This is a genomic window from Pseudarthrobacter sp. MDT1-22, assembly GCF_054511035.1.
Map to the genome: position 1 here is coordinate 176,769 of NZ_JBTNDK010000006.1, position 12,457 is coordinate 189,225.

The 12,457-nt window shown below is 65.5% G+C and carries 13 protein-coding genes; 6 read left to right on the forward strand and 7 right to left on the reverse strand.

Annotated elements, in window-relative coordinates:
• The first annotated feature begins 74 nt into the window (after window positions 1-74).
• Window positions 75-980 (forward strand): mycothiol conjugate amidase Mca, encoded by a 906-nt coding sequence (gene mca, locus ACX80M_RS07325; RefSeq protein WP_459309324.1) that lies wholly within the window; start codon window positions 75-77, stop codon window positions 978-980.
• A gap of 114 nt (window positions 981-1,094) precedes the next feature.
• Window positions 1,095-1,454 carry a hypothetical protein gene (locus tag ACX80M_RS07330; RefSeq protein ID WP_252607810.1) on the forward strand — a complete coding sequence of 120 codons (360 nt, stop codon included), beginning with the start codon at window positions 1,095-1,097 and terminating at the stop codon, window positions 1,452-1,454.
• Between the two features lie 39 nt (window positions 1,455-1,493).
• Here the strand turns inward: ACX80M_RS07330 and trhA are convergent, their stop codons facing one another.
• Window positions 1,494-2,216, reverse strand: a complete 723-nt coding sequence (gene trhA, locus ACX80M_RS07335; protein WP_240484314.1) for a PAQR family membrane homeostasis protein TrhA — start codon at window positions 2,214-2,216, stop codon at window positions 1,494-1,496.
• 154 nt (window positions 2,217-2,370) lie between these two features.
• Between trhA and ACX80M_RS07340 the strand changes: the two genes are divergently transcribed.
• Both ACX80M_RS07340 and ACX80M_RS07345 read left to right on the forward strand, forming a co-directional pair.
• Window positions 2,371-3,132, forward strand: coding sequence for an isoprenyl transferase (locus ACX80M_RS07340; protein ID WP_252602442.1), 762 nt, complete (start codon window positions 2,371-2,373; stop codon window positions 3,130-3,132).
• A 240-nt stretch (window positions 3,133-3,372) separates the two neighbouring features.
• On the forward strand, window positions 3,373-4,803 hold the full coding sequence (locus ACX80M_RS07345; protein ID WP_252602367.1) for a PhoH family protein: 1,431 nt from the start codon (window positions 3,373-3,375) through the stop codon (window positions 4,801-4,803).
• Window positions 4,804-5,120: 317 nt separating this feature from the next.
• Here the strand turns inward: ACX80M_RS07345 and ACX80M_RS07350 are convergent, their stop codons facing one another.
• Both ACX80M_RS07350 and ACX80M_RS07355 read right to left on the reverse strand, forming a co-directional pair.
• A complete protein-coding gene (locus ACX80M_RS07350; RefSeq protein WP_252607811.1) occupies window positions 5,121-5,768 on the reverse strand; it encodes a GNAT family N-acetyltransferase in 648 nt (215 codons plus the stop codon).
• Window positions 5,769-5,840: 72 nt separating this feature from the next.
• Window positions 5,841-6,635, reverse strand: coding sequence for a hypothetical protein (locus ACX80M_RS07355; RefSeq protein ID WP_252614990.1), 795 nt, complete (start codon window positions 6,633-6,635; stop codon window positions 5,841-5,843).
• A 59-nt stretch (window positions 6,636-6,694) separates the two neighbouring features.
• Here ACX80M_RS07355 and ACX80M_RS07360 point away from each other — a divergent pair, with 59 nt between their 5' ends.
• Window positions 6,695-7,252 carry a prepilin peptidase gene (locus ACX80M_RS07360; RefSeq protein ID WP_459309325.1) on the forward strand — a complete coding sequence of 186 codons (558 nt, stop codon included), beginning with the start codon at window positions 6,695-6,697 and terminating at the stop codon, window positions 7,250-7,252.
• A gap of 112 nt (window positions 7,253-7,364) precedes the next feature.
• Here ACX80M_RS07360 and ACX80M_RS07365 read toward each other — a convergent pair whose 3' ends face one another.
• From ACX80M_RS07365 to ACX80M_RS07380, 4 genes are all read right to left on the reverse strand, one after another.
• Entirely contained in the window at window positions 7,365-8,024 is a 660-nt protein-coding gene (locus ACX80M_RS07365; RefSeq protein WP_252607812.1) for a TetR/AcrR family transcriptional regulator, read from the reverse strand.
• Between the two features lie 228 nt (window positions 8,025-8,252).
• Entirely contained in the window at window positions 8,253-9,674 is a 1,422-nt protein-coding gene (locus ACX80M_RS07370) for a class II fumarate hydratase (protein ID WP_252602357.1), read from the reverse strand.
• Between the two features lie 76 nt (window positions 9,675-9,750).
• Window positions 9,751-10,365, reverse strand: a complete 615-nt coding sequence (locus ACX80M_RS07375; RefSeq protein ID WP_104060993.1) for a carbonic anhydrase — start codon at window positions 10,363-10,365, stop codon at window positions 9,751-9,753.
• A 9-nt stretch (window positions 10,366-10,374) separates the two neighbouring features.
• Window positions 10,375-11,082, reverse strand: coding sequence for a DUF4245 domain-containing protein (locus tag ACX80M_RS07380; protein WP_459309326.1), 708 nt, complete (start codon window positions 11,080-11,082; stop codon window positions 10,375-10,377).
• 192 nt (window positions 11,083-11,274) lie between these two features.
• Here ACX80M_RS07380 and glpX point away from each other — a divergent pair, with 192 nt between their 5' ends.
• Complete coding sequence (glpX, locus tag ACX80M_RS07385; protein WP_252566698.1) at window positions 11,275-12,297, forward strand: class II fructose-bisphosphatase; 1,023 nt, start codon at window positions 11,275-11,277, stop codon at window positions 12,295-12,297.
• Window positions 12,298-12,457 lie beyond the last annotated feature (160 nt).

Genomic DNA, 12,457 nt, shown 5'->3' on the forward strand with positions numbered 1-12,457 from the left:
CGTCCGTCCAGTCATGCAAGTCCTCAGTCCAATGGCCGTCACAGCAGCCGCAGAAGAATAAGGAGCCGTCCTCGATGACAGCGTCCACCAATACCCCGGCAACGCTGAGGCTGCTAGCCGTGCATGCTCACCCGGACGACGAGTCAAGCAAGGGTGCCGCGACCATGGCCATGTACGCCGCCGCCGGAGTGGAAGTCATGGTGGCCACCTGCACCGACGGATCCCGCGGAGACATCCAGAACCCTGCCGTGGAAGCCGAGCCGCATCCCAAGCGGGACATGGCCGGGGCGCGCCGGCTGGAAATGGACCAGGCGGCCAAGGTATTGGGCATCCAGCAGCGCTGGTTGGGATTCACGGACTCCGGGCTGCCCGAGGGCGATCCGCTGCCGCCGCTGCCTGCCGGATCCTTCGCCGTCCAGCCGCTGGAGCGCGCCGCGGCGCCGCTGGTGCGGCTGGTTCGGGACTTCAAGCCGCAGGTGATCGTCAGCTATGACGAAAACGGGGGATACCCGCACCCGGACCACATCATGGCGCACCGGGTGGCAGTGGAGGCATTTGCGGCTGCGGGTAACCCCAGCAGGTATCCCGACGCCGGAGCGGCCTGGGAACCCAGCAAGCTCTATTACGACAGGGCCTTCAGCCCGGACCGGTTCCGCGCACTGCATTTTGCCCTCGAGGAAGCAGGCCTGCAGTCCCCGTACGCCCAGCGGCTGGCCGCGTGGCTGGAAACGGACGCGGAAGGCCACACCCCGCCACAGGGTGCCCATGCCACCACCACGCAGATCGACTGCGGGGACTTTTTTGAGGCCCGCGACGACGCACTCCGCGCGCACCGGACGCAGGTTGATCCGCTGGGCTTCTTCTTTGCCGTGTCGGCCGAGATGCAGCGCCGCGTGTGGCCGTGGGAAGACTACTCCCTGATCGAGTCCAGGGTCCCCGCGGAATTGCCCGAAAAGGACCTTTTCGCCGGGCTAAGATAGAGCGGCAGCATATTCTATGCCGTGTAGAAAAGCAGTGGGCTGGTCCGGATCCCGCGGACCCGCCTCCGGAATCCCCGGCTGGCTGCCCATCAGTTTCCACAGAAGGTTTGAACCGTGCACCACTTGCTCCTCGCCCTGACCACCACGCCCTCACCGCTGCCGACGCCCGGCCTGCGTGAGGGCATCTCCGAGGACCAGATCACCCCGGGCCTGTGGGGCTTTATCATGACGGCTTTCTTTGTGCTGGCCACCACGCTGCTGATTGTGGATATGGTCCGCCGCATCCGCCGCGTCCGCTACCGGGCGCAGGTGGAAGAGGAACGCCAGGCAGCGGCCGAGGCCGCGGACATTGAAGCTGCGGACGGCCACGACGGCCTCGGTGTTGCCGGCGACACGGATGCGTCCGGCGACAAGGCAGGCCTCGAAGACAACGGTCGCGGCCAGGCCGCCGACCGGCCCCAGCCCCGCGACTGAAGCGGGCCGGACCCCCGCGTTCCTACCGGCCTCGACAGTTCAGCTGAGGACTGCGATGGCGATCGCCGTGAAATGTGCTGCGAAGGCCAGAACCGTCAGGGCATGGAACAGTTCGTGGAAGCCAAAGTGTTCGTAGCTGAAGTTGGGTTTCTTCAGCGCGTAGAACACGGCGCCGGTGATGTACAGTACGCCGCCCACACAGATGAGGACGGCGGCGGGGACGCTGGCCGCGAAGAACTCAGGCAGGTAGAACAGCGACCCGCAGCCCAGGGCGATGTAGATGGGCACGTACAGCCAGCGCGGCGCGTCCGTCCACAGCAGCCGGAACAGCACGCCCAGAATGGCCCCGGACCAGATGACCCAGAGCAGCAGGACCGCCTTGGGCTGTTCCAGCAGCGACCAGGCCAGGGGAGTATAGCTGCCGGCGATGACCAGCATGATGTTGGTGTGGTCCAGACGCTTGAGGACAATCTTCACGCCCGGAGACCAGTTGCCGCGGTGGTAGATGGCACTGATGCCAAAAAGCAGGACGCCGGTGGCAGCGTAGATGGCCGAGGTGATCTTGCGGTCCGTAGTGGGGGCGAGGACCACGAGGACGAGGCCCGCTGCCAGGGCCAGCGGAGCCGTGACGGTGTGGATCCAGCCGCGCCACTTGGGCTTGATCATCAGGAGCTCGGCCAGCCGGACGGCGGCGTCGTTCAAGGGGCTGTGGCCGTGGTCCGCCGAGGGCGCGCGGGGGCCGTCAGGAGTCTGGCTGTTCATGGCTTCAGAATATCCTCTCTTTGGATAAGTTACTCATGGGTAACAATCATGGCAGGTCATCCGGGAACGTCCCGTCACGCCGGTCCCGGTCCCGGACGGTAGCCTAGGATGTGCAATGCCGTCGAACAGCAACGGAAGTCAGGTGAGTCTCCTCGTGGAATTGCGCGGGTTCCTTTATGGCTTCTACGAGAGGCGGCTGCTCAGCGAGTTGGCCGGCGGCCGCATTCCCAATCACATCGGCGTGATGGTGGATGGCAACCGCCGCTGGGCCAAACAGTTCAACGCACCCACCAGCCAGGGCCACCAGGCCGGCGCGGACAAGATCCATGAATTCCTCGGATGGTGCCAGGAGCTTGGGGTCAAGGTGGTCACGCTCTACATGCTGTCCACGGACAACATGAGCCGGTCCAGCGAGGAGCTGGACCTTCTGATGGGGATCATTGCCAACACCCTGGACCGCCTGGACGATGACGCCAACATCTCGGTCAACGCCATGGGCGCCCCCGAGCTCTTGCCCGACTACCTGGCGGAACGGCTCAACAAGCTCACTGCCCGCACTCCGGTACGCGAAAAGATCCACGTCAACGTTGCGGTGGGCTACGGCGGACGCCGCGAAATCGTTGACGCCGTGCGGGAGCTGCTTCACGACGCCGTCGCCAAGGGCTCTGACATTTCGGTGCTCGCTGACACCCTGTCCGTGGACGATATTTCCCGTTTCCTCTACACTCGCGGCCAGCCGGATCCGGACCTGGTGATCAGAACCTCCGGGGAGCAGCGGCTGTCCGGGTTCCTGATGTGGCAGAGCGCGTACAGCGAGTTCTACTTTTGCGAGGCCTTGTGGCCCGCCTTCCGAAAAGTGGACTTCCTCCGCGCCCTTCGGGACTACGCCGGCAGGCAGCGGCGCTTCGGGACCTGATCCGGCCGGTCCGTTCATCCGGAATTCACAAGCCGGTAACAGGAATCGCCGACGGATGGCACCGGAAATTACTGGGCAGGGATTTACGTTATATCCATCAGCAGGCAAATACGCCGGCTGATCGGGGAGGCCAGTACATGGAGCGAATTTCGCACCGGTTGTATGGGAGGCCGGACCCGGCCTCCAGGCCGAGCCGCCTCACCAATAACAATTCCGGGCGTGCCCGGGGCTGGAGTCGATGTGGCTAATTCTGAACAACTGCCCGAAGCCGTTTTTGACCAGGGACAGAAAGCTACCTCTCGCGCCACGCGAGCCACCTCACAAACCGGTGCAGCAGACGAAACATCTGCGGCCGGTTTTGCTGTCTCCGGAAGGGACGCCACCATTAGCACGTTCGTCATTGACACCTCCGTCCTGCTCTCGGATCCACGGGCGCTGCTGCGCTTCGCCGAGCACGAAGTCATTGTTCCGATTGTTGTCATCACGGAACTTGAGGGGAAACGGCACGACCCCGAACTGGGCTATTTTGCCCGCAAGGCGCTCCGGCTGCTCGATGATCTCCGGGTGAAACACGGTGGCTTGAGCAAACCCATCCCCATCGGAAACGAGGGCGGCACCCTCCTGGTGGAGCTGAACCACATTTCCGCCGACGTGCTCCCCTTGGGTTTCCGCAGCGGAGACAACGACAGCCGCATCCTGGCTGTGGCCAAGAACCTGGCCAATGAAGGCCGGAACGTCACCGTGGTGTCGAAGGATCTCCCCATGCGGGTCAAGGCCTCCGCCATGGGACTTACTGCCGACGAATACCGCAACGAGCTCGTGAAGGATTCGGGCTGGACCGGCGTCGCGGAGGTGGAAGCCAGCGAGGAAGAAATTTCCACCCTGTACGGCCACGAGCCGGTCTTCATTCCCGCGGCCGCGGAAATGCCGGTCAACACCGGGCTGGTGATCCTCTCCAACCGGGGCTCAGCCCTGGGCCGGGTGGGCGCTGACAAGCAGGTGCGGCTGGTCAAGGGGGACCGGGACGTATTCGGGCTCCACGGACGATCGGCGGAACAGCGGCTCGCAATCGACATGCTGATGGACCCCGCCGTCGGAATCGTTTCGGTTGGCGGACGGGCCGGCACCGGCAAATCCGCGCTGGCCCTGTGTGCCGGTCTGGAAGCCGTGCTGGAACGCCGCGAGCACCGCAAGGTGATCGTCTTCCGTCCGCTCTACGCCGTGGGTGGACAGGAACTTGGCTACCTGCCCGGCTCCGAGTCGGAAAAGATGAACCCCTGGGCCCAGGCGGTCTTTGATACGCTCGGCGCCCTGGTCAGCCAGGAAGTCGTGGAGGAAGTTATGGACCGAGGCATGCTCGAGGTCATGCCGCTGACCCACATCCGCGGCCGTTCCCTTCACGACGCCTTCGTGATCGTCGACGAGGCCCAGTCGCTCGAGAAGAACGTCCTCCTCACCGTGATGAGCCGCATCGGCCAGAACTCCAAGATCGTCCTCACCCACGACGTCGCCCAGCGTGACAACCTGCGCGTCGGTCGGCACGACGGTATCGCCGCCGTCGTCGAAACCCTGAAAGGACACCCCCTCTTCGGCCACATCACCTTGACCCGTTCCGAAAGGTCACCGATCGCAGCCCTGGTAACAGAGCTCCTCGAAGGCGCCGAAATCTAGACCTGCGTTCCGTTAGGTGAGGGGCCGTGGTTCCGTTCGTCGGGCCACGGCCCTTCTCCGTCGCTTAGACACCTCCCGCCGCTTTGCTACGGTCGCTGGGCGACCTTCGCGCCGCTTTGGTCGGCGATGCGCTCCTACGAGAAGGCCCGCGGCCCTCCTTGAACGGCGGTGACCGGCGCACACGTCAGGTGGGGGTTCTTCGCGTAGGAGCGCATCGCGGCGCATCGGGCCCAGAGGTCGCTTAGCGACCGGCGGAGCCCCTATGCGTCGTGTCTAAGCGACGGCGAAGGACCTCTACCTGGCGGACCCAACCACCCTCAGCCGACGCCGAGGAACTTGGCTGCCGCTTCGTGGCCCTTCACTTGGAGGGTCCAGTCGGGGCGTTTGAAGGTTGCGGGCGTGAGGCGCACTTTTTGGACTTCGACGGCCTTGCCGCCCCAGGATTGCCTGTTGGTGCCGTTGAGTTCGTAGCCGAGGGAGCGGGACACGCCCAGGGAGGCGGCGTTCCAGGCGGCGGCTTCGGATTCGGCCACTTCGGCGCCGAGCCAGTCGAACGCGTAAAGCGCGACGGCGGCCCGCATCTCCGTGCCGAGCCCTTGGCCGTGGAGGGACTGCTTGAGCCAGGAGCCGGTGCTGACGGTCTTGAGGGTGGCAAAGTCCTTGGCACCGATGTCCTGGCAGCCGATGAATTCGTCCTGGTACCAGATGCCAAGGAGCAGGGTCCAGTCCTCGGGTGTGGCCTGGCCGCGGCAACGCCAGTACCACTGCGCCATGTTGTGCCCTAAGGACTCCGCCGGCAGTTCCGTCCACGGAGTGCTGAAGGGGCTCCGGCCGGGTTCGTGGACTCCGCTGGCGGCCGCTGCAACTGCGGCGGGAATGTCGGCGTCGGCGATGGGACGCAGCACCAGTCGGGGTGTGGTCAACTCGAGGCCGACGAGGGGCCAGATGGAAGTCAGCGCGGTCATCAGGGAAGCCTAGCCCAGGACGGGCCACGGGAGTCTGTCAAACGCCGGTGATGGCGGGAGCAGGACCCGCGCTCAGGTGCGGATGTCCCATGCGATGTGACGGCGGACGTCCGTAAGGTTCATGGACTCCGCCACGAACAGGTCGTCCAGCATGTATTCGTCCACCGCGAGGATCCGGATCCAATGCCCATAATCCGGGGTTGCCGCTTCGAGTGACTGGCTGGCCACGCAGACGCCGGTTTCCACGTCGATCCGCACCCGGTTGCTGCCGGGTAGGCAGAGCGGAGCGGCAGGATCCGCGGGCCGGTAGGACGCGGTAGGCGTCACGGTTGCCTCCAGCGCCGGCCGGCCCTCGTGTTCGACCCGGCGCACGGCGTCGACGTCCACGGCGTTGGTGCCCGGGAACTCGATGGGGACAGGGGCGCTCCCGGCGAGTTCCACGGGATCAAGGGCAGCCGAGAAGCGGCCGTTCCCGAAGCCCGGCTCGCCGTATGCTGCCTCCGGCCGGCGCCTGACCAGGCCGCCGTCGTCGTAAACGGGCGCCACCAGGTGGGGCGGCAGCAGCCAGGACTTCCGGGTGGCGCTGACGTACAACCCGTCCTTGGAATCGTTGATGCCGGTGGTGCTGTGGAGGACAAGCCGGTCGGCGGTTTCCAGGCGCAGCGCCCCGGGCCGGCGCAGCCAGGCGCGGACCAGGGGAGCGGACGGGTCCGGTACGTCGGTGAACGGTTCATCCCAGTATTCAAAGCGCAGGGACTGCCACTTCCAGGGGGAAGAACGGCAAAGGTTCCGGAACATGGTGCTCAGGTCCGCAGCGTCGGCGATGCCCTCCGGATCCGGCCGGCGCCTGGTGTCCCATGTCGACATATCCACAGTTTACGCGTGGGCTCTGCGGTGCGGCGCGCGAATCCAGTAGCATCCGAGGGGTGATCCGACGACTCGATGGACTGTGGGATGCCACCCCGCTGGCGTTCTGGCTGGTGCTGGCCGCATGTGCCTACTTTATTGTTATGGCGGCCCGGCTGACGGTGATTGACGTGCGCCACCATCTGCTGCCCAACCGGATTGTCCTCCCGTCCTACGGTGTGGCGGGGGTCCTGTTGCTCGCGGCGGCCTTGGTGCACGCGATCGCCGGTCCTGCCGCGCTCGTGGGGTCACCCGACGGTGCCGCCGAGCTCCTGGGGATCCCGGCGCTGCGCATCCTGGCGGGGGGAGCGGTTCTGTGGGCCTTCTATTTTGTCCTGCGGATGGTTTACCCGCCCGGCATGGGCTTTGGCGACGTGAAGCTGGCCGGCGTCCTGGGGATGTACCTTGGCTATCTCGGCTGGGGGCACGTTTTTGCCGGGACCTTCGCAGCTTTCCTGCTGGGAGGCCTCTGGTCCATGGCCCTGCTGGCGGCCCGCCGCGGCACCTTGAAGTCTTCCATCCCGTTCGGCCCGTTTATGCTCGCCGGCGCCACTGCCGCCATGCTCCTGCCCGCTTAGCGCGAGAGGACACTTGCGGCCCCGGTCCGCAGGCGCGCCGAGAAGATGATCCAGATGCGTTTCTGGGTCAGCAGCAGCGGGCCGGCTGCCGCTTTGGGACCGACGGTGGTGGTCATGATGATCCTTTGGAGGTGGTGGGGAGGTTCTGCGCGAACAGGGTCTTGAGGGCCCGGGCGTCTTCGAGGAGCAGCTCCGGGAAACTGCGGGTGTTCGACGCCGAGAAGTATGTTCCGTGCGCGTGGTGGGCTACGGCGGTGATCGCGGTGACGGCCATGACCACTACCGGGTGATCGGCGGGGACGCCTTCACGTTGGGCGATGAGCTGGCGGGATGCGGCCTCGCGTTCGGCGCTGATGCCGACGATCTTTGCCACCAGCTGCGGCTCTTTTTTGATCGCGGCGATGAGCTGGCGGACATTGGTGGCGGACTCGGAGTCCACTTTCGCCGCCCAGATGTCCTGGGTGAGCTGGATGAGGTCGGCCAGGAGGGATTCGGAGATGGTTCCCGGTTCGCCGCCGCCGGCCAGGAAGCCGGCCATGAGTTCGCCGGGGTGCTCGTCGTCGTGATGGCCGAGGATGGCGTCTTCCTTGGTGGGGAAGTAGTTGAAGAACGTCCGGCGGGAGATGCCCGCCTCTTCGCAGACTTCCTCGACCGTGAAGCCGTTGAGCCCTTTGGCCGCGGTCAACGAGCGCGCGGCGGCAGTGACAGCCTGGCGCGTCTGCTGGCGCTTGCGTTCCCGGAGGCCGCCGTCGATGTTTGCACTATTTTCCACAAAGTAAAGTTTTGCACTAGACCACTGAGAGTGCAAAAAAGGCAAGCGCCACGCACGACGGCGGCCGGCGCCTTCCGTGGGGAAGGTGCCGGCCGCCGTCGTTCGTAAAGGGGCCACCGCCGTCTGGGCCCACGCTACCGAGGGGCCCCTATCGAGCTTGCGAGATTGGGGAGGTAGCGGGGAGGGTTCCCTGGCTGAGCGGAGCGAAGCAAGGGAGGCGGTGGGGACCTATGCCTTGTGCGGCGGGCGCGTCATGGACATAACGTCCAGCGCGGTGTCCAGCTGCTCTTCGGTGACCTCGCCGCGCTCCAGGAAGCCCATGGCGACGACGGTCTCACGGATGGTGAGGCCCTCGGCCACTGCCTTCTTGGCGATTTTGGCCGCGTTCTCGTAGCCGATGTACTTGTTCAGCGGAGTCACGATCGAGGGGGAGGCCTCGGCCAGGAAGCGGGCGCGCTCCACGTTGGCGGTGATGCCGTCGATCATCTTGTCCGCCATGACGCGGCTGGTGTTGGCCAGCAGGCGGATCGACTCGAGCAGGTTGGCGGCCATCACGGGGATGCCGACATTGAGCTCGAAGGCGCCGTTGGTGCCGGACCAGGCGATGGCGGTGTCGTTGCCGATGACCTGGGCGCAGACCATGATGGATGCCTCGCAGATGACCGGGTTGACCTTGCCCGGCATGATCGAGGAGCCCGGCTGCAGGTCCGGGATGGCGATTTCGCCGAGGCCGGTGTTGGGGCCGGAGCCCATCCAGCGGAGGTCATTGTTGATCTTCATGAAGGAGATCGCGATGTTGCGCAGCTGGCTTGAGCCTTCGATGAGGCCGTCGCGGTTGGCCTGGGCCTCGAAGTGGTCGCGGGCCTCGGTCAGCGGCAGGCCGGTGTCCGTGGCGAGCAGTTCGATGACACGTTCCGGGAAGCCGGCAGGGGTGTTGATGCCGGTGCCCACCGCGGTGCCGCCGAGCGGAACTTCGGCAACACGGGGGAGGGCGGCGTTGATGCGCTCGATGCCGTAGCGGACCTGGGCTGCGTAGCCGCCGAACTCCTGGCCGAGCGTCACCGGGGTGGCGTCCATGAGGTGGGTGCGGCCGGACTTGACGACGTCCTTGAACTCCACGGCCTTGCGTTCCAGCGACTCGGCCAGGTAGACGAACGCCGGGATGAGGTCGTTGATCAGGGCCGAGGTGGCGGCGACGTGGACCGAGGTGGGGAAGACGTCGTTGGAGGACTGTGAGGCGTTGACGTGGTCGTTCGGGTGGACAACTTTGTCACTCCCGGCGGCTTTGAGGGCACGCGTGGCCAGCTCGGCGAGGACCTCGTTCATGTTCATGTTCGAGGACGTGCCGGAACCGGTCTGGAAGACGTCGATGGGGAAGTCGCCGTCGTACTTGCCGGCAGCTACCTCATCGGCAGCCGCAGCGATCGCCTTGGCCAGCTCGCCGTCGAGCACCCCAAGTTCTGCGTTGGCCTGCGCGGCAGCCTTCTTGACCCGGGCCAGCGCCTCGATGTGCGCGCGTTCCAGGGTCTTGCCGGAGATGGGGAAGTTTTCAACTGCACGCTGCGTCTGTGCACGGTACAGGGCGTTCACGGGGACGCGGACTTCGCCCATCGTGTCGTGTTCAATGCGGAATTCTTCAGTGGAAGTCATGGGGCTAGCTTAGGGCGATCGGGGGCCCGGACTAAAACCGTGAACCGCATGCTACGGGCACTGATTCGGGCTGGGCCTAGACCTCGCCGATCCCGGAAACCACGTTGGCGTGGCCCTCGGCGAGGCTGTACGAGAGGCCGATCACCGCGGCGCGGCCGTCCTCGATTGCGGCCGAAATCACACGGGAGCTGTCCACCAGGCGCTTGGACGTCTGCTTCACGTGCTCCACCACCATGTCGTTGATCTCGTGCTCGCCGTTCCGCATGGACGTCAAGACAGAAGGCGTGATGCGTTCCACCAGGTCCCGCATAAAGCCCACCGGCATGTTGCCGGTGTCCACTGCGGACTTGGTGGCACTGACGGCGCCGCAGCTGTCATGTCCCAGCACCACGATCAGCGGCACCCCCAGCACACTGATGCTGTACTCGAGGGAGCCCAGGACGGCGTCGTCAATCACCTGGCCGGCGGTGCGCACCACAAAGGCGTCCCCCAGGCCGAGGTCGAAGATAATCTCCGCGGCGAGCCGGGAGTCCGAGCAGCCGAAGATCACGGCAAACGGGTGCTGGTTTTCCACCAGCGACGACCGGCGGGACGCGTCCTGGTTCGGGTGCGACGATTCGCCGGCAACAAAGCGTTCGTTGCCTTCGCGCATGCGGCGCCAGGCAAGGGCAGGGGTCAGGTAGGTAGCCACGGGCTTACTTTACGGGGCGGTGCTGGCTGACGGTGAAACTGTGACGGCCGGGTTGGCGTCCATGGACTGTACGACGGCGGTGGCGAGTTCGGCGAATTCGTCCAGCTGAGCGCTTCCCGTCAGGACAACGGTGGTTCCGCGGTAAGTCAGCACCATGCTCTTCTCGCCTTTGCCGGTGTCACGCAGCTCCCAGTCCTGTCCGCCCGCCGCACGCGTTCCCGTCACGGGAGCGCTCTTGGTCTGCTGGACGAGCCAGGTGGGGTTGGACTGGCGGGTCTGGACCAGGCTGATGAAGGACTCGTTCGGTGTCAGGTAGCCAACTTCCCAAGTGGGAACGCCGCTGCCGCTGCCCGACTCCCATCGGGCGTAGTTGGACGTGAACGACTTGCCGGTGTCCGGTGTTACGGGTGTGAATCCCGCCACATCCGTGGCGTTCCGGGCCACTGCGCCGACGTCGATGTTCGGGCGGAATCCGTCGCTCTTGGGGAGGGGGTTCATCAGGATGATGGGCAGGAAGGCGGCGATGCTGACCACCAGGGCAACGATCATGCCGATCACGGAGGCATTGGCGCGCTTCGCCGCGGCGGCCGGGATTACTGGGCGGACGGGGGCTGTTTCGGCAGTGCCGGCGCCGTCGCCGTTTGCTCCGGATTCGGAGGGGTCGGGCCCGGGGCTGGTCTTTTCCTGCTTTTCACTCACCCCTCTATAGTCGCCCATGTTTACGCGCAACTCACAGTCGGGGGAGGGCGGGGGATTCCGGGCCCATGTTGCAGGACTGCGTCATGCCACGCCCCGACGGCGCCGCCACGACTATGATCAGTACCAGAGGAATCACCGCACCGGCTGAATCCGGCCGCGCGGGTCCAATGATCGCCACTCGAAGAAGAGGTTCACGTGTCACCAGCGCCTATGACCCAGCAGTACTCTACGATTTCCCCCTCCCTGGCCGTGGGCATCGACGAGCCAGACCGCAACCTCGCCCTTGAGCTTGTCCGCGTCACCGAGGCCGCGGCCATCGCCGGCGGCCACTGGGTTGGTTTCGGCGACAAGAACAAGGCGGACGGCGCGGCCGTTGACGCCATGCGCTCCTTCCTTCACACGGTCCACTTCAACGGCGTTGTGGTCATCGGCGAAGGCGAAAAAGACGAAGCCCCCATGCTGTTCAACGGCGAACACGTTGGCGACGGCACCGGTCCTGAGTGCGACGTTGCCGTGGACCCGATCGACGGCACCCGCCTGGCCGCCCTCGGCATCAACAACGCGCTGGCAGTCCTCGCCGTGGCTGAGCGCGGCTCCATGTTCGATCCGTCCGCGGTGTTCTACATGGAAAAGCTCGTCACGGGGCCGGAAGCCGCCGACATGGTGGACCTCCGCCTGCCGGTCAAGCAGAACCTGCACCTGATCGCCAAGGCAAAGGGCGTGAAGGTCAACCAGCTCAACGTCATGATCCTTGACCGCGACCGCCATCGCCCCCTGGTCGAAGAGATCCGCGAAGCCGGTGCGCGCACCAAGTTCATCATGGACGGTGACGTCGCCGGGGCAATCGCCGCAGCCCGCTCCGGCACAGGAGTCGACGCCCTCATGGGTATCGGCGGCACGCCGGAAGGCATCGTTGCTGCCTGCGCCATCAAGTCACTCGGCGGCGTCATCCAGGGCCGCCTGTGGCCCACGAGCGACGACGAGAAGCAGAAGGCCATCGACGCTGGCCACGACCTGGACCGCGTGCTGTCCACCAACGACCTCGTGTCCAGCGACAACTGCTACTTCGCGGCCACCGGCATCACCGACGGCGACCTCCTCCGGGGCGTTCGCTACTCCAAGGACAAGGTCCTGACGCAGTCCATCGTGATGCGTTCAAAGTCCGGCACCATCCGCTTCGTTGATGGTGAGCACCAGGCCAGCAAGTGGGAAGGCTACGCCCGCAAGAACTAGCAGGTTCTTCACCCCGCGTACCCTGCGCGAACTGGCAGCTAATGACCCCAAATTCCGGGCAAAGTCAACTGGTGGAAGCAACGCTGGGTGGTTATGCCGCTTGTAGCAGCTGGTTCAGCCGGTTGGCTGGGGTTTCGAGGTTGAGGGTGGGCCGGGGTCG

Coding starts and splice junctions, on each gene's coding strand:
- ACX80M_RS07380 (WP_459309326.1), bottom strand. CDS start 11,082: ATGGGCGACTATAGAGGGGTGAGTGAAAAGCAGGAAAAGACCAGCCCC.
- ACX80M_RS07350 (WP_252607811.1), bottom strand. CDS start 5,768: ATGACCGCGCTGACTTCCATCTGGCCCCTCGTCGGCCTCGAGTTGACC.
- glpX (WP_252566698.1), top strand. CDS start 11,275: ATGACCCAGCAGTACTCTACGATTTCCCCCTCCCTGGCCGTGGGCATC.
- ACX80M_RS07370 (WP_252602357.1), bottom strand. CDS start 9,674: ATGACTTCCACTGAAGAATTCCGCATTGAACACGACACGATGGGCGAA.
- mca (WP_459309324.1), top strand. CDS start 75: ATGACAGCGTCCACCAATACCCCGGCAACGCTGAGGCTGCTAGCCGTG.
- trhA (WP_240484314.1), bottom strand. CDS start 2,216: ATGAACAGCCAGACTCCTGACGGCCCCCGCGCGCCCTCGGCGGACCAC.
- ACX80M_RS07355 (WP_252614990.1), bottom strand. CDS start 6,635: ATGTCGACATGGGACACCAGGCGCCGGCCGGATCCGGAGGGCATCGCC.